This window comes from Nitrospirota bacterium (assembly GCA_016235245.1).
In the GTDB taxonomy this organism is placed as follows: Bacteria; Nitrospirota; Thermodesulfovibrionia; order Thermodesulfovibrionales; family UBA6898; genus UBA6898.
In genome coordinates, this window is record JACRLO010000005.1 from 13685 (window position 1) to 34449 (window position 20765).

Consider the following 20765-nt stretch of genomic DNA (forward strand, 5'->3'; position numbering starts at 1 on the left):
GCGTTGACAATCTGCCCGATGCGCGATATCATGTGCCTGTGTTTGTATAGAGGGGAAATTGCTGCAATTTTTATTTAACCCGAAGGAGAATACCATGCGTATACGCACCGTTTCAGCTGTTTTAGCATTCCTGATTACTGCCCTGCTCCTGAATATTTCGTCGGTTGCCACTGCTGCTGATGTTTCAGGGACACTTCAAATCAACAAAAAGAAGGTCAAGCTTACCCATGGGTATCTGGACATGATGAAACCTGAGGAGCCGGTGATCGTCCTTTCAGACAAGGCCATCCCGGCCGAATATATCCCTTTCATCGGGATAGATTACGCTGACAAGAACAAGGTACACGCCGTGGTCTTCATCATGGACAGGAAGAGCAAGAAATTCAGCGAGGGACGATGGGTCTATTTCGGGGGTGATGCAGAGACCGGTTTTGTGGTATTTGATGCTGAAAAGGCTACCCTTGAGCTTAAACAGGCTGACGATACTATTATCGAGGGCAGAGTCAGGACTCCCAAACCTGAAAAGCGGGGAGACGTCACGTTCTCCTTTGATATATCCTTCAAACTCTCCGCCAAGGCTGCTATTGAGAAGGCAACTGCTCCCAGGAAGATCTCCTTTTCCGGAGATGACAGCGCACCTGTAAAGGCATATAAAGAATATTGCCGTGCGATCATGGCTGGCAACACCGACGGCATGAAGAACTATATGGCAGCGAAAAATCTGAAGGAGTTCGAAGCCATGGACGCCAAAGAGCGTGAGATGGTCCTCGGTATCCTGCAGATGCGGCCCGAGAAGCTGAAGCTGGATAAGCCTTCGATATCAGGCGATCAGGCGACCTTCAAGGCCACTGGCAAAGAGGGTTCAGATGACTCGACAGGGTCGATCAAGATGATAAACGAAGGCGGTGCATGGAAGGTGCTTGAAGACAAGTGGCAGACCATCTCTAAGTAGCGGAACTATTGACCCATACGTAGTTACGTTCAGCGTAATTATGTATGGGTCAATACGTTTAGTTGCAGGCTTATTATACGGTCTATTCTGTCCATGGTTTGTCCATGGAATAAGCAACCAATACTGTTGCGCTATACTCTTTTCAGAATCCTGTCGTAAACATCTTTTCTGTTTATTATCCCCAAGACCCAAACCTCACATTCAACTACTTTAAAGACAACTCTGTAATCACCTACTCGCATTTTCCAATAGCCCTTCAGTGTCTTCCGCAACGGCTCACCGTATTGCTGAGGGGCTGTCATGAGACGTTCTTCTATGGCCTTCCTGATTCTTTTTTTGAGGGCAGCGTTCAGCAAGGGGATATCGACAGCCCTGACCTCAGGATGGTATCTTACTTCGTAAGGCAAGGACTACCACACATCGTCATGTTTCAGGCTTTTCTTGCGATTAAAGGACTTCTCGCGAACGTCTGCAAACTTCGCCAGTGCAATGTCCTCCTCAATTTCCAGAGCCGCACTAACAAGATCACGCACTTTCATAGACAACGAAACGCCATCCCGCTTAGCAAGACGTTCAACGTTTGTATAAAGTGGTTTTTCCAGGACAACATTTACTCTCGGATTGTTTGTTGGCATACGTGCCTCCCATTAAGTGATACACTTATGATACACCGCTACCTAATTCATGTAAAGATACGCAGGGAATAGATCGTCCCCAAGAAAAGAGATGTTTGTCCGTATACCTTATTCAGGCATCCAACGCCACAAACATTTTTCTGGCCGGGTCCATCATATCAGCAAGCCTGTTAATAGAGCATTCCAAAGAGCCAGAGCGGTATCTTGTTGCCGATACCTGTCTCTATGTCATCCAACGCAAGAAATGAGTTCCTGATATCCTTGATCTGCGAATTACTCTTGTTCCTGCCGCCAATCTCAAAGGTGTATCGATTGTTAATCAGGAAATCGCCAGCTGCAGGGACAGATACCTTATGCGAATTATGGAGCATATTCAGGAAAAAGGTCTCTCTCTGATTGCCAGCGTCCGCAGTTTCATACCCCTTAATTGCATGAATCAGGTTTGTATTGTTCAGGTAGATCTTTTCAGGTTTTTCGAATCCCTTCATCATCTTACCTGCTTTGGAAACTGTCAGGATGATCCCTGCATCTTCAAGATACTTCAGGTATGTCTTCAGTGTTCTCTCATCTCCGATATCAAGAAGCGACTTCAGTTTTTTCATGTCAGGGGTGAACGGGACCGATGCCGCAATTATTGACAAAAGTTTCTTCAGTTTCTTGACGCTGTTTCCACTCAGGGATGGATATATGGCTAAAAGATCGCTCTCAAGGGTTGTATGGATATTCTGCTCAAGCGTAAGCGCAAAAAGCGCCTTATCCTTATAATCCCTGAAGTAAGGATAATAGCCGCATTCGAGATATTCGGCAAATAGTGCGAGCACCTTCTTCTTTCTGCCTTCCATTGCGCTGATTATGCGCGTTGCCAATCTCTGATGGCCAGTTACAATGCCTTCAAGGGTGAGGGGCTCAAGACTGATGCCAAGAGAAAGCTCGGCGAATTCCCTGAAAGACATGCCGAACATCCTGTAAACAACTGCCCTTCTGCTCAGGTCGTGGCTTCCGCGACTGATCTCAAGCGCAGAACTGCCGGAGGCGGTTATAATGATCTTCGGAAATGTGTCATGAATGCTTTTCAGTTCACCTGACCAGTTAGGGTATTTATGGATTTCATCAAAGCAGATATGCTCGCCGCCGTGGTTATAAAACTGCTCTGCAATTTCATAAAGAGACAGTTTGCCGATAAGAAAATGGTCAGCCTGGATGTACAGGATTTTATTGCTGAAGATATCGTTCTTTGCATATGAGAGGATATGCTGGATCATGGCAGTGGTCTTCCCGACGCCTCTTTGACCGATGATGATCGAAAAACGGCTATTAAGTGGTGTGTTTTTGAGGAAGTACCTGACATAGTCCTGTCTGTATGTCTTTAGAAAATGCTGACTGAGTCTGAACAGCTCGTCCTTCATGAACCCTCTCCTTCTATTATAGTATTACGTTACTACAATAGCAGCATAACAATAGTAATGCAATACTAATGTTATGCCGTTATATATTTGGATATATAAAGAAAAAAGCCGAACCTGAAAGAAAATTGAGGAGCAATCGCCGGAAAGTGGTTACATTTTGGTTACAGTGGTCAAAAGGAAACCAGGCAGCGACTGTCTCTGCGCAACTGCCTTATTTCTCGATGAATATTATGGTAGGCCCGGGCGGTTTCGAACCGCCGACCTCTACCGTGTCAAGGTAGCGCTCTCCCCCTGAGCTACGAGCCTAAATCGGAAGATGCTGCGAGGCGATACTCATTAAACCAAAAGGGCTGTTTTTTGTCAAGGGAAGGCCTGCGAAAGCCCATAAAATAAGGCCTTCACCGCTTGTCTAAAAAAGCCTCACCTCAACCATCTCACCCTTTTCAATGCCATTAACATTTACGGGGATCACAAACGTACCGTCAGCATGCACCAGCGTCCTGATCAGACCTGACTTACCGAGCAGGGGGACTGCCCAGAGTCCGTCCTGCCGCTCCTCTATCACTGCCCTGATATGCTCTTCCCTCCCCTGAGAAGACGACACATTCCTCGAGAGCCTTGCCAAAACAACGCCTTTGAGCTGATCAGCACGGCGTTCCTGCAGCCCGCAGAGGGCATTTAAGACCGGTCTGAGGAATATGTCCAGGCAGACACTGACCGCAGCCGGATGACCGGGCAGGCCGAATATCGGTATACCGCTCATGACGCCGCCGATCATCGGCTTACCGGGCTTCAGCGAAAGACCGTGAAACAGAATGCCGGGATTGCCGATATCTTCAATAACCCTTGCTATCATATCCTTGGTTCCGACAGACGTGCCGCCCGAAACGGCAATGGCATCGGAATCCTTCATGGCATCTTCAACGGCGCTGCGTATCACCTTGTAGTCATCACTGAAGATGCCTTTTCTTATGGGAACGCCGCCGGCCTGAGCGACCATGCCAGCGATAACATAGGAGTTGGTATCGCGTATCTTGCCCATCGAAAGACTCTGGTCTGCGGGTATAACCTCGTCGCCCGTCGAGATGATCGAAACAACGGGCCTCCCGAATACCTTCAACTCCGTGACGCCGATGCCTGCTGCTGCGCCGAGGTCAGGAGGCCGTATGCGGTGCCCCCTGCTGACTACAACCTCACCGCGCTTTACATCCTCTCCGGCCTGAATGACGTTTTCGCCAGGGGCCACAGATTTCATCACCTCGATCATCTTGCCGTCAATAAGCTGTATATGCTCGAACATCACAACCGCATCAGCCCTTTCAGGAAGCATGCCGCCCGTAGGGATCTTGCTGACAGTATCATCAGCCAGCACAAATTCAGCCGACTCGCCCATGAAGATCTCCCGTGAAAGGTTCAGGTAAGCCGGCATGGTCTCAGCAGCGCCGAAGGTGTCTTCCGCCCTAACCGCATAACCGTCCACGGTTGAGCGCGCAAAGGCAGGCAGGTCCTCTGCGGCAATAATATCCTCTGCGCAGACCATACCGAGAGCTTCACCGATCTTTGCCGCACTCACCTTCGTTTTTTTACCTGCGAGATGTCCGAGAAGCAGATCAAGTGCATTCGCCGAGGTCATAACGTTTTCGCGACCGAGCATATCTTTCATGGATGATATTATAGTGGAAAATGCGGTGACAGGGGTAACGAGACTAATGATATACCGTTACCACTGTTTTATGACGGAAGACGTCATCGCTGATATCGAACACTTTTTTTTGGGAAAGGTCTGCCGCTTTTTGAAGAATGAAAGGAGGTAAATTCTCTTCAGCGCTGTCCGAGATTATTACAACGGCCTTTTTTTCGTATTCCTTTGGACCTTCCTGATAGTAGCGCGGATTCTTATATGCCCAGGTAAAACGGAGTGCAGATATCCCGATATCTTCAGGCAGGGGATATGAAGAATCTTCATAGCGGTACAGGATCTTCTTGTTCGTATGCAGATCAAGAAGAGGCACGGAGACAGCAGGGTCCATAACATAATCCCGGGGAAGCGGGGTAAATACCTCAACGACCGGAACGTCAAGACTCTCCAGATACGCTGCTGCGTCCCTGAGATTCGCAGCGCTCGTATGCTGCAGAAAGGGCAGAAATCCGGAGAGGCCAAGCGTCAGGGAGAAGGCAACGGCTGCATAGGCAATGTAGCGGGCTTTCATCGTATCCCTGATCAATTCAAGGCCGTAGGCAGCCATAAGACTTAACAGAGGGAATATCAAGATGATATAGCGGATCCTCCGTACCTGCAGAACAAGGACAAGAAAGACCAGCCAGGCAACGATGATATAGGCACTATCCTTCTTTCTGAAGGCCGCCAGGAGCGAGACAGCAGCAAGCACCGGAATAGCCGGATGCATCTGAAAGAGATAGGTCGAAACAAGACTCTCTCCCCAGCGCTTTAGTCCAGGCGCCTGATAGGAGATCAGGAAATGGACCTGCTTAACGAGCTCATCGTGTTTGAATGCGGCAACGATCGAGATCAGAAAAAAGGAGATGAAGAAGACGATCAGGCCCCTCAGGGCATAGCGATCAAGTCCTTCCTTTCTGTTTTGATGGAGTTCGACGGCATAGATGACAGGAATGACCGTCAGCATGAGCCAGGCAGAATACTTCGAAAAAAAAGTCATGAAGATGATCAGGCCTGCAGTCGGCACCATGAAGCCGCCCCGCCTCAGGGCAAGAAGAAAGGAATAGATCGAGAGCAGCAAAAAAAACATGGAAGGCAGGTCAACCATCATGAGCGGCACCTGAGTGAACAGGTAGGGAATGCACAACAGAAAGAGTCCTCCATGGAAGCCGATAGTTCTATTCCAAAGTTCCCTGCCTGTCAGATAGGTGAGCACGACTGCTGTCGAAAAAAAGAGCATATTGATGAGCTGAACAAAAAATCTGACTTCGCCGAAGAACCGGAAGATACTGCCATACATTAACGGTATGAGCGGCAGGTCGGTCCATGCATTGATACCCTTGCCCCACTCCCGCAAAAAATATCCCAACCCATAGAGTTCAAGGTGCTTGGCCTGGGTAAAATAGCGTGATGCATCCACGATCATCTCAGGCTCCTGCCGGAACAGGCCAGAGACGACAAAAGAAACGAGAAACAGGGTTGCCGGGGGGTATCGTTCGATCAGCTCAATGCGCGAAGCCATAAAGGCTGCCGCAAGGCTGAGGCAGAGAATAATTCCTGTGCGCAGGGGCGGAACAACCGAAAATACGTCATCCCAACTGACAAGCCTGCTGTCATCAAGAAATCTGAGCATGTAGAGGACATAAAAGAGAAGAAGGGAAGATATCGCAACAAGAAATGCAGTCCCATAACTTCTGAACCGGTCCTGATCGGTCTTCATGCTGTCAGCAGGTCATCTTCATAAGCATATAGCGCTCAAACCCGGTCATCGCTGCCAGGACATGACCCGGTCAAAGGAGAAGATGTCATCAATAATCATATCGTAGGAAAGATCCGTTTTCGAAAGGTCAATGATCCTGATCTCGTGTTCCTTCTGCTGCTCCCTGATTATCGCATCAGAGAGTTCTGTCGGCCCGTCATTTAAGATATGGAGGATTTTCATCGCGTCTCCATCCTACAGCACAATCACCTTGTCAGCATGATGGTTCATGATCGCATTATTGACCTGGCTGCCTGCAATGATCCCGGAAGGGATACCTTCGTAGTCGACACCGTTATTACTGGCGCTATGGACACAAAAACTTATCGTAACTCCCTGAAGCAGGGCAAGTTCACGCACTGCCGGATCCCCCAGCAGCCGTGTCCCGATATCCGTGAGGAAGATACTCACTTCGTGCCTCCGTGCAAGCGCCGCCTTTGTCAGTCCGACCAGATGCTTTCCATGCCTGTCCGTATTGACCAAAACACCCAGCATCATATCTTTTGTCTCCGCACGATACGCAGCACTTCCTGATAGACAGCTTCAGGCGAAATATCTTTCATGCACTGCATATGGCCGCAATCCCTGTTGAAGCAGGGCACGCATTCCAACGGTGACTGAAGAACAAGATGACCGCTGCCATATGGCCCTGTCCTGGCCGGACTTGTCGGTCCGAAGATGGCGACAACCGGGACGCTGAGCGCAGCCGCAATATGCATCGGACCCGAGTCGTTTGTAATGACCACTTCTGCTGTCCGCATAATCTCTACCAGCTGTCTGAGGCTTGTCTGCCCGGCCACAGAGCGGGCCTTGCCGTCAGAGTGCAGCACCACGTTATCAGCAATCTCCTTGTCTGCACTGCCCCCCACGACTACCGATCTCATAGGGAGCATTGAGGCGACTGCACCGAAGCTCTCTGCCGGCCATATCTTGGTCTTCCACCTTGCGCCCGGCACCAAAACAGCATAAGGGCCGGGGTCTGAGAGCGCTCCCTCCCTATTGCCTGTGCTGTCGGAAAGGGGAAAGGGGAAGGCTATATCAGGAGTCCCGCAGCCAAGTTCCGCAGCGACTTTCATATAACGATCAACGGCATGAATATCCCTGCCGCCCCTGACGTTCTTTGTATAAAAATACCTGCTGCCCTCGCGTGCCTCAAGAAAACCGATCCTCAACGGTGCATGCGTTGCCCATGTGATCAACCCGCTTCGAAACAGTCCCTGAAGATCGATCACCAAGTCATACTTTTCCTGTCTGAGCTGTTTGAAAAGTTCCCTGATCTCTTTCAGGGTGCTGCCGGCCCGCGAAAGCTTCTTCCAGCGATCCTTATTGATAATGATCAGCTTATCGATCATGGGGTGGCCCTCAAGCAGACCTTCAAGGCCCCTGGCGATCACCCAGTGAATCTCAGCCTGAGGAAGGCATTGTTTCATGGCGTTCAGAAACGGCAGGCTGTGCACCACATCCCCGAGAGAGCTCGGCTTTACTATCAGTATCTTCCTGCAGTCCCCCCTCTTAGACATCAGCCTTCCCGTGCATGGATAATATGGTCCTGACCGCCTCAGCAAGTCCCTCAACAACGGCATCTGCATGAGACGACGACTCTGCCTTGCCGGTCTTCACCAATATTGCTTTTGCTCCTGCGGCCTTCGCCAAACGCATGTCAACATCCTTATCCCCGACCACAAATGAGCGTTTGAGGTCTATGCCGTGATCGTTCCGTGCCTGAATCAGCATAGCGGGCTCAGGTTTTCTGCAGGCGCAATGCTCATCAGGGTGGTGCGGACAGTAATAGAACGCGTCAAACCCGTATTGGCCCAAAAATATCCGGTTCACCTCTTTTACCACACTCTCCGGCACTAAGCCCCTTGCGATCCCGGACTGGTTTGAAACACCGATAAGGCTGATGCCACGATCTCTCAGTGCAGAAAGAGCCGTTATTTCGGAAAAGATCTCCAGATCTTCCATCCTGCTCAGATAATGGACATCCCGGCAGAGAGTGCCATCACGATCAAAAAAAACCGCACTCTTTCTGAGAGTCAGTTTTTTCACGGCAGCATACACCTCGTCTGAGGTGATAAGGTCCATGCAGGCCAAATTGTTCTTCCTGCACTGCCGCTCAAAACAGGGCGCACATTCGACACTCTTCCTGATTACGACGTCCGATGTGCCGACCGGCCCGGTATGTTCCGGAGAGGTCGAGCCGAAGACCGCAACCAGCGGCGTGCCGACCGCATACCCGATATGCATGGGACCGGAATCGTTCGTTACCAATACATCAGATTCTGCTATTAATGCCATCAACTGTCGAAGAGAGGTAATGCCTGCCACATTCAGCAGGGACGATTGCGTTACAAGAGACGGGTCGAGATGTTTCAGAATATCCTCGGCAATCCCTGCTTCCTTTGGGCCGCCGAGAAGAAGAACGCTGCCGCTCAGTTCCGTTATCACCCTGCCCGCCACTTCTGCAAACCGCTGAGGCAGCCATCTCTTTGATGATCCGTAGGCTGCCCCCGGATTCAGGGCTATGACCGGCCTTTTCAGTCCTTCGATCATGCTCCTTGCCCCTAACCGCTCCTCAAGATCCAGAAACAGCCATGGCCGGTCAGGGCTGCCGTTGAATCCGGCCTTCTGTACCAGATTGAGATAATAATCAATATGATGGAGTGCTTTTGCCTGGGCATCGAATGCAACGGGATCGGTCAGGAGAAGGCCTCTTCCGTCCCTGCGGTAGCCGATACGTTTATTGATCCCGGCAAGAAAGGTTATCAGGGCAGCGTCAAAAGCGTTCTGAAGGAGCACGGCAGCAGCAAAACCATACTCTTTCAATTTCCGGGCGAGCCTGACCTTGCCTCCCAATCCCTTATATTCGTCCGCGTAGAGTATGATCTCATCAATATCGGGGTCCTTCTCAAAAAGAGGGGCTACCCAGGGCTTGACCAGGAGGCAGAGCCGTGCGTCCGGAAGAGTTCGCCTCAATGCCCTCATCGCAGGGATGGTCATAACTGCATCCCCGATCCAGTTAACACCCCTGAGCAGGACTGCGTTGTTTTTTTCGGTCTGTATTTTTTGCTTGTCCATAAAAGCCAGTATCCTCAATTATCCGGAACGTTCTGGTTCCGCATACACGAATGTATGAAAAAACTGATCTTATGATACTATAATTTTGAGACTGGATACATTGCCATGGACAGATTAAACAAAAGGATCACCCTTCTCGGCATCAGCTTCTTTGGCGTATTTCTGCTACTCCTCTTCCTTCTTTTTATACCAAAGGGTGAGACGTTATTCAGGGAAGAGAAATGCATCACATGCCACCGGTTCAGGGGAGAGGGAGGCATGGCCGGCCCTGATCTTACCGATGTGACAAAAAGGCGGAGTACCGTCTGGATCATGCGTCAGATCAGCAATTCACGGTCTCACAATCCTGAGTCGCGCATGCCGGAGTACGACCAGCTCAGTTATCCTGAGATCTGGGCAATTATTCTCTTTCTGAAATCCAATTAAGTTATTTCAGAAATATCTTGAGATAAACTGCTGCAGCCCCTTGCTGTACAGCTCTCCGGACAGGAGAAATCCTTCATTATGGTCTCCGCGTAACAGGAGGAACTCCTTCGGCTCGGCAGCATTTGCAAAGAGCTTCATCCCATGGTCATAAGGGATTATCTCGTCCTCAGGGCTGTGGATAAAAAGTTTGGGCAGTGCAAGGCTGCCGACCTTGTCTATGGTCGCATAATGGAAGCGTGTGATGAGCCTGACCGGCATATAGGGATAATACTTCCGGCCAATGTCAGGTATTGAGGTGAACCCTGACTCGATGATCAGAGCTCCTGCTTTTCTCCTTGTGGCAAGTTCTGCTGCCACAGCACTGCCAAGAGATCTGCCAAAGATCAGAATGCGTGCCGGATCAATCCCCTTATCGTTTACCAGAAAATCCCAGGCGGCCTCTGCGTCAAGATAGGTGCCCTTTTCTGTCGGCTCCCCCCCGCTGGTACCATATCCCCTATAATCAAAAATGAGCACGCTCAGGCCAAGAGCATGAAAGATTCTGATCGAATCAAGCCGATGAGAAATATTACCTGCATTGCCATGACAGAACAGCAGGACAGCCCGCGCAGCAGGCGCAGGTATATACCAGGCAGTGATGGTCAATCCATCAGCAGTCTTAAACGCAACCTCGTCAAAGGGAAGACTGATGGCAGCCGGGGTTTGCTCTATCTGCCTTGTCGGGAAATAGAGCATTTTGGGCTGGCGGAAAAAGACAAAGACAACAAGACCGCAGTAACCAGCGGCAAGGCCAATAATAACCGTGATAAACATACGTTTCAGTCCGGGCAGCTTCTTACTGAGAACTGCCATAAGATAGTGACTGGAGCATGGACTATTTCTTTGACCCCTTAAAAAAGCGCAGCCCCTCTCCCGGGTAAATCCTGCGCTCCTTGACCGGAGTCGCACTTGTTACCGCCGGCCAGGCATCAAGATTCTGATCAGCGCCCTCTTGAGCAATCGTTGTCGGCTGAGGGTCTGCAAGTATCGGTGACTGTCTGATATCGATCTCCCGGACATTGCAGCTGAATTCAATGGGGATACCGTTTGGATCAAATGAATAAACTGAATGGATAAAGCCATGGTCTATCACTTCTGAAACCCAGATCCCAGCCGCAGCCATTTTGTCCTTTATGGCCCAAAGATCACCTTCTGTCTCGATGCCAAAGGATACGTGATCAAAGACTAAATTACCTGAGACAACCTGACCATGGCCTTTTTCTTCCACAGGACTTATTGAGGGCCACTCAAAAAAGGAAATGGCGCAGGTCTCTGATATCTCGAAGAAGTACTGCCTGTACCCGGGCTGGCCGAGGCCTGCAACAAGCCTCATGCCAAGCAAGTCCCTCCAGAACCGTATCGTGCTGTCCATGTCACCTGTCGCCATGGCAAGGTGATTAACACCATTGAACGTGACCTTAGGCATTAATAAAACTCTTTAAGTAAATCTCCTAACTTATTGATATCAGGAGATTGTTTTACAAGCGGCATATCATGAATAATCGGAATTCTTTCTTCAAGTGACAGACGGCTGTTTCTATAGATAATACCAATCGGAATTCTGTCGCCCCACTGCAGGCTGCGTTCAAATGCCTTCACCCTGTCTGTGGGGTCATATTCAGGCTCAAGGTGATAGACTCTCTGTTTGTACCATTCATGTGTATTGATCTTGTTGAACGATACGCAGGGCTGGAGGATATCAACGAGACAGAACCCTTTGTGATCGATCGCAGCCTTGACCATGGACTTCAGATGATCCTGGTCACCAGAAAAACTGCGCGCAACAAAACTGCAATCAAGAGCAACGGCCAAAGCCATCGGGTTCAACTGCTCAGAAAATACGCCGAAGGGCAAATTTTTTGTGACAGTGCCCTCCTGGGTTGTAGGAGATGCCTGGCCTTTTGTGAGACCGTATACCTGGTTATCATGGACAAAAAGCTTAATATTCGGGTTCTTCCGCATGGTATGGATCAGATGATTGCCGCCTTCCCCGTAGCAGTCGCCATCGCCGGCAACGGCGAATACCGGCATCTCATGGTTGGCAAGCCTGATCCCTGTGGCAACAGGCAGTGTCCTGCCATGAAGGCCATTAAAGGTATTACATTTGAGATAGTGCGGGAACTTGGCTGCCTGACCTATGCCAGAGACGATCGTGAATTGGTGCGGTTCAAGGCCGAGTTCAACGACCGTGTCCTTGAATGTCTTGAGAATGCTGAAATTGCCGCATCCCGGGCACCATGCAGGTGTCTGCCCCTTATAATCATCCAATCTGGACATGCAGTTCTCCAACAAGTTCTTCTACGGTAAACGGCCTGCCGTCATATCGGTTTATCCAGGCCGCAAACTCAAATCCTGTTTCAGCCCTCATGAGACGCGCAAACTGGCCGGTGGCATTCTGTTCAATACATATCGCCTTCTTCGCATTTCCGAGAAGGGCAAGGTAATCAAACGCATCCCTGCCGGGAAAAGGAAATATTTGACTGAAATGAAGCATTGCTATTTTCTGTCTGTCTGAAAGCTCATAAACAGCCTCTTTGATCACGCCATAGGTTGATCCCCATCCGACCAGAACAATATCGGCAACTGCATCCCCATAAAAGAAAGGCGGCTCTATCTCCTTTTGGATCAGGGGCATTTTCTTCAAGAGCCTTTTTCCGACCATCTTCTTCCGCGTCTCTGCATCCTCAACAATATGGCCGTCCTCATCATGTTCATCACTGTCCGTAACAACAACGTGCCTTGACTCCCCCGGCACTGCCATTGGAGAAACTCCGGTATCGGTATATGCATGTCTTTTGTATTCCGAAAGACCGTTCAGGGCATCGGCCCTCAGCCGATAGTCAGTGTATACCAGCTTGTCCAGGTCCAAGCCTGCATGGGTCCACTGCGTGTCAGCCAGATACGTGTCAAAGATAACAAATGCAGGCACCTGGTATTTCTCTGAAAGGTCGAAAGCCTTGTTCGTAAGGTTCATGGCCTGTTCAGGGTCGCCAGGCGCAAAGATGATCCTCGGGAATTCGCCATGCGCTGTGTAAAGAGCGAACTGGAGTTCTCCCTGCTCTGTCCGGGTAGGGAAGCCCGTAGCAGGACCAGGTCTCTGGCCCAGACCTATCACGATCGGCGTCTCTGTCATAGCAGCAAGCGAGAGGCCTTCTACCATCAGCGCAAACCCGCCGCCGGAACTAGCTGTCATTGCCCTCACACCCGCATAAGACGCACCAAGCGCCATATTGATCGCAGCGATCTCATCCTCTGCCTGCTCAACAACAATACCGTATTGCTGCGCCTTGCCCGCAAGGTAGTTCATGATGCCTGTGGAGGGTGTCATAGGATACGCCGCATAGAACTTGCAGTCCGATGCCACGGCTCCAACCCCTATTGCGTCTATGCCGGCAATTAGCAGTTTCTGCTCAGCCCTTGCTGCCATCGAAAATGAACATCCACCACAATCCTTAACCGCAAAATCATATCCGGCGGCGGCAGCCGAGATATTTGCCTTTATGACCTCTTCTCCTTTCTTCTGGAAGGTGTCAGAAATGATCCTAAGGAGAATATCCATCTCCATGCCGAGCAAGCCCAATACAGCGCCAATAGCAACGGTGTTGGCCATGATCCTGCTGCCACCATGTTCGACCGCCAGCGCAGTAAAGGGTACATCACGAAATGTTGGGCCGTCGAATTTCTGTTTCAGCACTGCGGAGTCATAGATAATCCGCCCCTGCTCTGCAACGAAAGCAGCGTCATTGTCCATGCTGGCGAGATCAAAGGCAACAAGGATATCGAGCCTGCTGCGCGCAGCGGACAGAGGTCTGTCTGCAACGCGTATCTGATAGAAGTTATGACCTCCCCGGATGCGGGATTCATAATCCTGGTGGGTAAATACATGATATCCGGTCCGCGCAAAGACTCTGGAAAGAGTATCACCGACCGTCTGGATTCCCTGGCCCGCCTCTCCGCCGATCCTGATAGAATAGTCCATCAGCAATGCCGTTATGAAATGAAGGTGTCTCTGAATTTCGCAAGCCACATGATATGGCTTCGTTCCTCGTTGATAATCTCATCAACCACATCTTTTTCCTTCACGGCATCCCTGAGCCCATAAAAATAGAGCAGCGTTTCCTTCTCAAAGCCCATGGCAAAACGCACCGCATCTTCGACTGTCTTCACATGGTCAAGGGACGGAAGCGACTTATCCCTGCCCAGGAAAAACTCGGATTCCACAATCGCTCTCATATATTCAGACACATCTGCCCAGGCCTCCGGCTCTTCATCGCCCATCATCTCTTTCAGTTCAAGGAACATCTTCTCATGGATAAGTTCTTTGCCGGCAAGCGTATCGAAAAGCTTCTTAAGGCCTTCATTCTTTTCAAATCTCTTCGCAATTGTCGTATAAAACTCATACCCGAGCCTTTCAGTCCTGACAGCCTGCTCAACTACTTCCCTGATTGAAAATCTCTCCATAATTCCTCCGTAGAAGCGTCATATCCTAATCAAAATTAGAAGCTGTTTTAGATTACCCGATTTAGATCGTCAATATCTATAGTGCCCAGATCAAGGCAATTTCCCAGGCAGTTGAAGCCGCCGCAGGGATTCAAAGCCTCACGCGCCAATTGCATGCTTTCCCCCCTCTTCCATGCAGCAAAGTCACAATCATGTTCAAAAAAAGGACAGGTTCTGCAGAGTGCCCGAAAAAGATCGTCTTCTCTCTCTCTGCTCAGCACAACTCTGCCGGTGCCGACAGGTATTTCTTTCCCATCCTCGACAAGTCTCTCGATAATAATAAAACCCCCGCAGGCGAGTTCTTCGTCCTTGCCCGGCTTATAAAAAGCACAGTACGAAGCGCAGAGCAGTTGCGGGAGATCCTTTTTTTTCATCAGTTCCATCTTATCAGAAAGAAGGCTTATTGTATAATGGAGAATGCGTTATTATTTATCGCCCCATGTCTGTCTGAAGTGGCTTGAAACGCCCTCAGTGTACCATTTGAGAACTGACGAACTTTACGAGCTTGATGAGGGTTCATTCGATTTTCTTACGAAATGCTCTGCTGCAGATGGATGCCTGCCTGCGGGACAGGAATTCGTCGATTATTGCGCTAAAGAAGGGATATTGGTACCCGATCGCGCTGCAATTCAGCGGCCGCCTGTTATGAGATCTCCTGAACCGTCTCTACGCTATCTTGAACTCCAGATCACAGACAGTTGCAACCTGAAGTGTAAGCATTGTTATATTGATCCCCCCTCTGCGATAGAATCAGACAAGAAGACGTTTCATGAACTTTCTGCAGATCAGATACGGACTATTCTTCGTGAGTTTGAAGCACTCCAGGGGCTTCGGGTCATGATAACCGGCGGCGAACCCCTGCTTCATAAGGATTTTGAGGCAATCAATCATATGCTGCCCGATTTCCTGCTACGCAAGGTGCTCTTCTCCAATGGGCTCCTCCTGAACCGTCGAGTCCTGAAAAATCTGCATGTTGATGAAATTCAGATCAGCATCGACGGGCTTCAACGGGCGCATGATGCCTTACGGGGAACGGGCACCTTTACCCGGTCTATGGAGAGCATTCGTCTTTGCCTTGAGATGGGCTTTGAGGTCTCGGTATCGACCATGGTCCATACCGGCAATCTCAATGATTTCGACACCATGGAAAAGACGTTCAGAAAACTGGGAATCAGGGACTGGACCGTTGACGTGCCCTGCATTTCCGGAAGACTTGCGGACAATGCAAAATTCCAGGTCACACCGGAAACAGGCGGCAGATACCTGAAATACGGATTTGGCGAAGGACTTCATGGCAGCGGTGAAGGATTCGGATGCGGTCTTCACCTGATGTCGGTCATGGCCGACGGGAAAATGGCAAAATGCTCCTTTTATGCAGACAGGTCTGTCGGCACAATTCATGAGGGGCTCAGTGCATGCTGGCAGAAAATATCCCCTGTCAGGCTGGGCGACCTAAGCTGCGATTGTGCATATGTCGCTGCGTGCAGGGGAGGCTGCAGATTCCGCGCAGAAGTCCTCGGCAATGCGCAGGGAAAAGACCTTTACCGGTGTAAACTCTATGATATAATGAAGAAAGAAAAGTGACAGGGCACGAAGCCCAATCTTTGCACAAAGGAGGTGTGAAGCATGACGATCAAGAAGGTCTCGAAGAAGGCAGCAACAACCTGTAAGTGCAAGAGTTCCTGCTAATCAGGGCTCAACATATGAATGGATACAAAGGGGGCAGACTTCTTAGTCTGCCCCCTTTGTATCCTCGCTTCAGCTCTCTCATACGGAAGTGAATCAGGGGGCATTTACCGTAACCGTGCTTCAACACCTGCCCAATTGATGTTTTTGAAGAATGCTTCAATATAATCAGCGCGCTTGAGACCATAATCGATCATGTATGCATGCTCGAAAACATCCATGATCAGGATCGGGCTGCATCCTGCCGGATGGGAGACATCATGCTCATTCACCCAGAAATTAATGAGCTTTCCGTTCATGGGGTCAGCATAAAGCACAACCCATCCGATGCCGCGCATAGCTCCTGTGGCCTTGAAATCTTTTTCCCAGTTTTCATAGCTGCCGAAATCGGCCTGCATCTGCTTTATCAGCTTCCCGTCTTTGCGTAAGCCAGACTTTCCGCCGAGGTTCTCGAAATAATATTCATGAAGTCTCATCCCGTTAAATTCCCAACCAAACCTTCTCTTCAGTTCCGCATATTCCGGGGTACCTGTACGGCCATCCTTAAGCATCTGATCAAGGATATCGGAAACCTTATTCGTGTTCGTCACGTATCCCTGATAGAGGGTAAAATGGTTTTTGATAAGTGTTTCGCTGAACCCTTCCATACCAACCAGTGCGCTGTAGTCCCTAGATGCGTATGACATGATTGTTCCTCCTTTTCTTTCCTTTAATAGTTGTTGAAGGTCACAAAATCCTCGAAGCTCTTCCGGTATGCCCGTGGCAGCAGGGTTATGCCTGTCTTCAGATATCCGACCGTGATCAGCATAGGGATGATCTTGTCAGGGGGTATATTAAACTCTTTTTTAATGCAATCTTCGTCAAAACCGTCCATAGGATGGGTTTCGAGGCCCATACCCTTTGCAGCGATCATGATGTTCATGGCGAGCAACGAAGTGTTCTTTACGGCAAAGAACTTGCGTTTGAGACTATCCTCTGTGCTGTAGAGCGATGCTGCCATGCCCCTGTACGTCTCAACCATCTCCGGTTTCATGAACCCAAGCTCTACCCAGCTTGCCAGTGCCGGACCAAGAGTATTTTCCAGAGATCCAGGATCAGCCACCATAATAAAGACAGCTGAAGCTTCTTCAACCTTCGGTTGATTGAATGCGCACAGCCTCAGCACCCTTTTCCTTTCAGGGTCCTTTACGACAACGATCCTCCATGGCTGGAGGTTCATGGAAGACGGAGCCAGTTTAGCGAGCTCAACCAACTCCCTGATTTTTTCGTCAGAAATCTCTCTGTTTGGCTCAAAAAAATTGATTGAACGCCGCTCAAGTATCGCCTGTACTACATCCATGGCATGCTCCTTTTATTACGATAGAGATTGGAAATCATACTGTACAGGTTACCATACGGGGCTGTTATGTCAAATCGGTAATCAAAACCAGTAAAGACATTGTTGCAGGAACTCTCTTATGCGGATGTGACGGAAAAACAAAAGAGTGCGACATGGGCTTCAGGGCCGCACCTATGAGTGCGGCCCCGTTTCTGTCAAAAGCGATAGCAGATTACTTCGACCCTGTCAGCTGAATCGTAGCAGTGCCTCCGTCAGAGTTGATCGTAAAACTTCCCGGATAGGAGGCGACCGTAAGAGGTGCAAATTTTATCGATATACTGCAGGAGCCTGTCGTTGGTGCCACTGTTGCGCCCGTGCACGTATCTGTTGGCTTGCTGTAAGGCGCTGCAGGCGTCGTTACAGTGCTTATGTGAAGTGGCGCTGTCCCGGTATTCGTTACCGTTACGACTAACGTCTTGGTGCCCTTTGCTACCCGCCCAAAAATCAAAGAAGCAGGCGTAGCCTGAAGCACAGGATTTGTCGCAGCATACTTGACAAGGTCAGGTATCGTGCTTATTGTCAGCTGACCTGCATGGTCATGAACTATATATGCCGTCCCTGCCGCAGCATCACACGCAAGGCTTATATCAGGGCTCTGAGCATTTGCTTCGATCTCACAGAGATGAGTAGTAACTCTGTCGGCATTCAGACAGGGTGTCGTCGCCCCTACAAATGCCTTGATGTCACTGTGCGGCACCAGTTGGCCAGATACAGGGTCAATGACCGCCAGGGTAAAGGTATAATTAGGGCTCGCTGTACCTCCGGAATACGCCCTGATAATCCAGTTGTCCGTTGTCTGTAGACAACCGGTCTCCTCTGCAAAGGCAACACTCACCATCCCGACAAACGCAAGCAATACTATTGTCATCATCCGCTTCACAATGCACCTCCATGGTTTCATTAAATTGTTTGAGTCCATAAATTTGTCAATCCCTGTGTATTGTTTCATCGGGCCGCACCTACCAGCCCGATAACAACATCTCCTCCGGTGCTATAAATCTTTATTTCACCGGTATATTCCCCTACTGCCTTCGGACTGAACCTGATCCCCAAAGTACAGCTGCCTCCGGAAGGCAAAGGCAACAGAGTGCTGCAAGTTCCACCAGACAAACTGAATGGTGAGCTGGGAGGCGTAATCGACGTAATACTCAGGTCAGCCCCCCCTCCATTAGAAATGGTAGCGGTCGCTGAGGTCATCTTGCCTTCCGACGTGACTCCCATATCAACAGTCTTCGGCGCAATGAGCAGCGAGCTGGGCCTCGTCGGCAGTATATCAGGCACCTGGACAAACTGTTCGTTTCCAAGGCTGTCGTAATAGATTAAATATCCCGTGCCCGAGGCCTCATCGTAAATAAAGGTAATATCTGCTCTGCCGGCATTGCTTATGGCCAGCCAAGGGTTAGAAAGCAGACTGATCTTCTCGCGATTCACGAGTGCATGCGTAATTGCATCCAGAATCTCGATATAGATCACATAAGAGTTTGCCGCCGGATCCAGCACCGTATAGGCCGTTATAAGCCAAAGATCATTCTGGCGGTAATAACTGTTTCTGGCCATCTGGCCCGTTTCCGTAAAGGTCTTTGTCACAACACCTTCGTCGTTTCCAGCATTGTCTAAAGAGTAAAAACGCAGAACATCCGTGGACGTAATTCTGATCGGAACACCGGTATATTCCGTTGTCGGAGTACAGCCGATCCCCACGCAATAATAGGTTTTATCACAGCCGGTCTCAAAATCAGCACAGGTAAGTGTCACAAATACCGATGACACAAACTGCCCGTCTGAAGGAGCAGGCGTAGTTACCGGGTCGGTTTCGTCCTCAATAAATGTAGCGTTCACCGATATGTCTCCGTTAACTATTATAATACATTCAGCCACACCAGAACAGCCGCCTCCAGACCAACCGGAGAAGATAGATAATGCATCAGGCACCGCGGTCAGGGTCATCGTCGTTTCCGGCATGAAAGTCTCTTCGCAGTCTGCGCCGCAGTCTATCCCTGTCCCTGTCGGAACACTGGTAACGATACCTGTTCCGTTTCCATCTATGGTAACAAGCAGCCGGTAGTGGATCGTAGTGTTTTCAGCGACCGTATTATTGGCAGTATCAGCATCGTTGGTATCAGACAGCACAACGGCAGTATTGCTGATTACGCCGCTTACCATGGGGGCGGTAATGTTCACAAGTACTGTTGCAGTGTTGCCTGCAACCAGATTCCCAACAAGGCAACTGACCTTTCCGCCCACGACACTGCATAACGCGTCTGACCCTGAAGGCTCAAACGATGTCCCCTCCGGAAGGGTATCCTCCAAGACGATACCGGTTGCGTTGTCCGGCCCGTTATTCGTCACCGTGTAGGTATATGTGATGACATGGCCCACAACAGCGGGGTCAGGGCTATCGGACACAGTAACCGAAAGGTCTGCGTTACCGATTGCACCACCCGGCTTTGAACGCACACAGCGGACGCTGAGGAGTTGGTCCTTGGCACGGGTTATCACATCACCGTTGATGAACGATACACCCCAGGCATAGGCATATGGTGGGACCAATTCTGCGGTACCAACACTGGTTGAAGAACTCCAGTATACACCATGACTCACTGCCGTAAAGAAGTCCGAATCTGTTGCCGGAGGGATGCTGCTGTCAACCGTGATAGATTCCAATTCCTTGACGTCAGGCAGCCGCCAGTCATTAACCGTTGAATCCGGAAATTCGAGGTTATCACAATATATCAGCGCATCCACCCAGTTTCTTGTTGTTGTTTCTCCCTGCAGCCATATAAGGCCGGTGGCCTTGTCCGTGATTGTCCCATCTCCATTGTCTTGCAGATCAGGATACATCAGGGTCTTTCCGCGCACGCAGCGAGTCAGCGCTGTCGTATCGACGTCATGGCCGTCTGCATGCCCCATGAAGAAATCGAGGTTCCATGCCATTGCCGTCCCGGCCTGATATTCCGTATCGGTCCAGTAGGGAGCAGAATTTACTGCAAGGAATGAGGCAGTAAGCGCCGGATTATAGGTGCCGAAATCAACGATACTCAAAAGTTCCTTCTTGCTCGGCAGACGCCAGTCAGGATAGAAGCCGCCAGGATATAGCCCCAGGGATAACCCTTCACAATATGCCCTGGCCTCTGCCCTTGTCCTTAAAACATTGTCATCAATCTTCTGCCACATCAAATGGGTATTGCTGTCCGTCAGTGTGCCGTCGCCATTGTCGGCAAAAGAGAT

General features: G+C 49.9%; 22 protein-coding genes, 1 tRNA gene and 2 pseudogenes. 3 read left to right on the forward strand and 22 right to left on the reverse strand.

What is annotated here, in order from left to right; translation table 11 throughout:
- The first annotated feature begins 94 nt into the window (after nt 1-94).
- Complete coding sequence (locus HZB31_02285) at nt 95-952, forward strand: DUF4878 domain-containing protein (protein ID MBI5846778.1); 858 nt, start codon at nt 95-97, stop codon at nt 950-952.
- Nucleotides 953-1083: 131 nt separating this feature from the next.
- Here the strand turns inward: HZB31_02285 and HZB31_02290 are convergent, their stop codons facing one another.
- From HZB31_02290 to waaF, 10 genes are all read right to left on the reverse strand, one after another.
- Complete coding sequence (locus HZB31_02290; protein MBI5846779.1) at nt 1084-1359, reverse strand: type II toxin-antitoxin system RelE/ParE family toxin; 276 nt, start codon at nt 1357-1359, stop codon at nt 1084-1086.
- A gap of 3 nt (nt 1360-1362) precedes the next feature.
- Nucleotides 1363-1587 carry a toxin-antitoxin system, antitoxin component gene (locus HZB31_02295; GenBank protein ID MBI5846780.1) on the reverse strand — a complete coding sequence of 75 codons (225 nt, stop codon included), beginning with the start codon at nt 1585-1587 and terminating at the stop codon, nt 1363-1365.
- Between the two features lie 170 nt (nt 1588-1757).
- Complete coding sequence (locus HZB31_02300) at nt 1758-2993, reverse strand: ATP-binding protein (protein ID MBI5846781.1); 1236 nt, start codon at nt 2991-2993, stop codon at nt 1758-1760.
- Nucleotides 2994-3224: 231 nt separating this feature from the next.
- A tRNA-Val gene (locus tag HZB31_02305) sits at nt 3225-3299 on the reverse strand.
- A gap of 103 nt (nt 3300-3402) precedes the next feature.
- Complete coding sequence (locus HZB31_02310) at nt 3403-4656, reverse strand: molybdopterin molybdotransferase MoeA (GenBank protein MBI5846782.1); 1254 nt, start codon at nt 4654-4656, stop codon at nt 3403-3405.
- Between the two features lie 43 nt (nt 4657-4699).
- Entirely contained in the window at nt 4700-6391 is a 1692-nt protein-coding gene (locus tag HZB31_02315; protein ID MBI5846783.1) for a glycosyltransferase family 39 protein, read from the reverse strand.
- 45 nt (nt 6392-6436) lie between these two features.
- Nucleotides 6437-6613 (reverse strand): hypothetical protein, encoded by a 177-nt coding sequence (locus tag HZB31_02320; GenBank protein ID MBI5846784.1) that lies wholly within the window; start codon nt 6611-6613, stop codon nt 6437-6439.
- 12 nt (nt 6614-6625) lie between these two features.
- Nucleotides 6626-6928 (reverse strand): hypothetical protein, encoded by a 303-nt coding sequence (locus HZB31_02325; GenBank protein MBI5846785.1) that lies wholly within the window; start codon nt 6926-6928, stop codon nt 6626-6628.
- The gene (gene waaC, locus HZB31_02330) at nt 6925-7950 is read right to left on the reverse strand and encodes a lipopolysaccharide heptosyltransferase I (protein ID MBI5846786.1); all 1026 of its coding nucleotides are present in this window, start codon (nt 7948-7950) and stop codon (nt 6925-6927) included. Before waaC ends, HZB31_02325 begins: the two co-directional genes overlap by 4 nt.
- Nucleotides 7943-9508, reverse strand: a complete 1566-nt coding sequence (gene waaF, locus HZB31_02335; GenBank protein ID MBI5846787.1) for a lipopolysaccharide heptosyltransferase II — start codon at nt 9506-9508, stop codon at nt 7943-7945. Before waaF ends, waaC begins: the two co-directional genes overlap by 8 nt.
- 105 nt (nt 9509-9613) lie before the next feature.
- On the opposite strand from waaF, the gene HZB31_02340 reads away from it, so the two are divergent.
- The gene (locus HZB31_02340) at nt 9614-9934 is read left to right on the forward strand and encodes a cytochrome c (protein ID MBI5846788.1); all 321 of its coding nucleotides are present in this window, start codon (nt 9614-9616) and stop codon (nt 9932-9934) included.
- Nucleotides 9935-9940: 6 nt separating this feature from the next.
- Here the strand turns inward: HZB31_02340 and HZB31_02345 are convergent, their stop codons facing one another.
- The 6 genes from HZB31_02345 to HZB31_02370 all read right to left on the reverse strand — a co-directional run bounded on the left by HZB31_02345 (nt 9941) and on the right by HZB31_02370 (nt 14847).
- Nucleotides 9941-10747, reverse strand: a complete 807-nt coding sequence (locus HZB31_02345; protein ID MBI5846789.1) for an alpha/beta hydrolase — start codon at nt 10745-10747, stop codon at nt 9941-9943.
- Between the two features lie 61 nt (nt 10748-10808).
- Complete coding sequence (locus HZB31_02350; GenBank protein ID MBI5846790.1) at nt 10809-11399, reverse strand: VOC family protein; 591 nt, start codon at nt 11397-11399, stop codon at nt 10809-10811.
- Nucleotides 11399-12250, reverse strand: a complete 852-nt coding sequence (locus HZB31_02355; protein ID MBI5846791.1) for a 2-oxoacid:ferredoxin oxidoreductase subunit beta — start codon at nt 12248-12250, stop codon at nt 11399-11401. The genes HZB31_02350 and HZB31_02355 overlap by 1 nt, the downstream gene beginning before the upstream one ends.
- Nucleotides 12234-13952, reverse strand: a complete 1719-nt coding sequence (locus HZB31_02360; GenBank protein ID MBI5846792.1) for a 2-oxoacid:acceptor oxidoreductase subunit alpha — start codon at nt 13950-13952, stop codon at nt 12234-12236. Before HZB31_02360 ends, HZB31_02355 begins: the two co-directional genes overlap by 17 nt.
- An 11-nt stretch (nt 13953-13963) precedes the next feature.
- Nucleotides 13964-14434 (reverse strand): ferritin family protein, encoded by a 471-nt coding sequence (locus HZB31_02365; GenBank protein ID MBI5846793.1) that lies wholly within the window; start codon nt 14432-14434, stop codon nt 13964-13966.
- A gap of 47 nt (nt 14435-14481) precedes the next feature.
- Nucleotides 14482-14847: a hypothetical protein gene (locus tag HZB31_02370; GenBank protein ID MBI5846794.1), complete on the reverse strand. Its 366-nt coding sequence runs from the start codon at nt 14845-14847 to the stop codon at nt 14482-14484.
- 43 nt (nt 14848-14890) lie between these two features.
- Between HZB31_02370 and HZB31_02375 the strand changes: the two genes are divergently transcribed.
- Entirely contained in the window at nt 14891-16057 is a 1167-nt protein-coding gene (locus HZB31_02375; GenBank protein ID MBI5846795.1) for a radical SAM protein, read from the forward strand.
- 209 nt (nt 16058-16266) lie between these two features.
- Here the strand turns inward: HZB31_02375 and HZB31_02380 are convergent, their stop codons facing one another.
- The 6 genes and pseudogenes from HZB31_02380 to HZB31_02405 all read right to left on the reverse strand — a co-directional run bounded on the left by HZB31_02380 (nt 16267) and on the right by HZB31_02405 (nt 20711).
- The gene (locus tag HZB31_02380; GenBank protein ID MBI5846796.1) at nt 16267-16845 is read right to left on the reverse strand and encodes a superoxide dismutase; all 579 of its coding nucleotides are present in this window, start codon (nt 16843-16845) and stop codon (nt 16267-16269) included.
- 23 nt (nt 16846-16868) lie between these two features.
- Nucleotides 16869-17498 (reverse strand): nitroreductase family protein, encoded by a 630-nt coding sequence (locus HZB31_02385; GenBank protein ID MBI5846797.1) that lies wholly within the window; start codon nt 17496-17498, stop codon nt 16869-16871.
- 211 nt (nt 17499-17709) lie between these two features.
- The gene (locus tag HZB31_02390; GenBank protein MBI5846798.1) at nt 17710-18417 is read right to left on the reverse strand and encodes a choice-of-anchor D domain-containing protein; all 708 of its coding nucleotides are present in this window, start codon (nt 18415-18417) and stop codon (nt 17710-17712) included.
- Between the two features lie 65 nt (nt 18418-18482).
- Entirely contained in the window at nt 18483-19700 is a 1218-nt protein-coding gene (locus HZB31_02395) for a choice-of-anchor D domain-containing protein (protein MBI5846799.1), read from the reverse strand.
- Nucleotides 19698-20087: pseudogene (locus HZB31_02400) on the reverse strand (DUF11 domain-containing protein). Before HZB31_02400 ends, HZB31_02395 begins: the two are co-directional and overlap by 3 nt.
- Before the next feature lie 303 nt (nt 20088-20390).
- Nucleotides 20391-20711: pseudogene (locus tag HZB31_02405) on the reverse strand (DUF1566 domain-containing protein).
- Nucleotides 20712-20765: the final 54 nt, after the last annotated feature.

Excerpts from the sequence above, each read along its gene's own strand:
- HZB31_02285 (MBI5846778.1), top strand. The coding sequence starts at position 95 with ATGCGTATACGCACCGTTTCAGCTGTTTTAGCATTCCTGATTACTGCC.
- HZB31_02295 (MBI5846780.1), bottom strand. The coding sequence starts at position 1,587 with ATGCCAACAAACAATCCGAGAGTAAATGTTGTCCTGGAAAAACCACTT.
- HZB31_02300 (MBI5846781.1), bottom strand. The coding sequence starts at position 2,993 with ATGAAGGACGAGCTGTTCAGACTCAGTCAGCATTTTCTAAAGACATAC.
- HZB31_02310 (MBI5846782.1), bottom strand. The coding sequence starts at position 4,656 with ATGAAAGATATGCTCGGTCGCGAAAACGTTATGACCTCGGCGAATGCA.
- HZB31_02315 (MBI5846783.1), bottom strand. The coding sequence starts at position 6,391 with ATGAAGACCGATCAGGACCGGTTCAGAAGTTATGGGACTGCATTTCTT.
- HZB31_02320 (MBI5846784.1), bottom strand. The coding sequence starts at position 6,613 with ATGAAAATCCTCCATATCTTAAATGACGGGCCGACAGAACTCTCTGAT.
- HZB31_02325 (MBI5846785.1), bottom strand. The coding sequence starts at position 6,928 with ATGATGCTGGGTGTTTTGGTCAATACGGACAGGCATGGAAAGCATCTG.
- waaC (MBI5846786.1), bottom strand. The coding sequence starts at position 7,950 with ATGTCTAAGAGGGGGGACTGCAGGAAGATACTGATAGTAAAGCCGAGC.
- waaF (MBI5846787.1), bottom strand. The coding sequence starts at position 9,508 with ATGGACAAGCAAAAAATACAGACCGAAAAAAACAACGCAGTCCTGCTC.
- HZB31_02340 (MBI5846788.1), top strand. The coding sequence starts at position 9,614 with ATGGACAGATTAAACAAAAGGATCACCCTTCTCGGCATCAGCTTCTTT.
- HZB31_02345 (MBI5846789.1), bottom strand. The coding sequence starts at position 10,747 with ATGTTTATCACGGTTATTATTGGCCTTGCCGCTGGTTACTGCGGTCTT.
- HZB31_02350 (MBI5846790.1), bottom strand. The coding sequence starts at position 11,399 with ATGCCTAAGGTCACGTTCAATGGTGTTAATCACCTTGCCATGGCGACA.
- HZB31_02355 (MBI5846791.1), bottom strand. The coding sequence starts at position 12,250 with ATGTCCAGATTGGATGATTATAAGGGGCAGACACCTGCATGGTGCCCG.
- HZB31_02360 (MBI5846792.1), bottom strand. The coding sequence starts at position 13,952 with ATGGACTATTCTATCAGGATCGGCGGAGAGGCGGGCCAGGGAATCCAG.
- HZB31_02365 (MBI5846793.1), bottom strand. The coding sequence starts at position 14,434 with ATGGAGAGATTTTCAATCAGGGAAGTAGTTGAGCAGGCTGTCAGGACT.
- HZB31_02370 (MBI5846794.1), bottom strand. The coding sequence starts at position 14,847 with ATGAAAAAAAAGGATCTCCCGCAACTGCTCTGCGCTTCGTACTGTGCT.
- HZB31_02375 (MBI5846795.1), top strand. The coding sequence starts at position 14,891 with ATGCGTTATTATTTATCGCCCCATGTCTGTCTGAAGTGGCTTGAAACG.
- HZB31_02380 (MBI5846796.1), bottom strand. The coding sequence starts at position 16,845 with ATGTCATACGCATCTAGGGACTACAGCGCACTGGTTGGTATGGAAGGG.
- HZB31_02385 (MBI5846797.1), bottom strand. The coding sequence starts at position 17,498 with ATGGATGTAGTACAGGCGATACTTGAGCGGCGTTCAATCAATTTTTTT.
- HZB31_02395 (MBI5846799.1), bottom strand. The coding sequence starts at position 19,700 with ATGGTAAGCGGCGTAATCAGCAATACTGCCGTTGTGCTGTCTGATACC.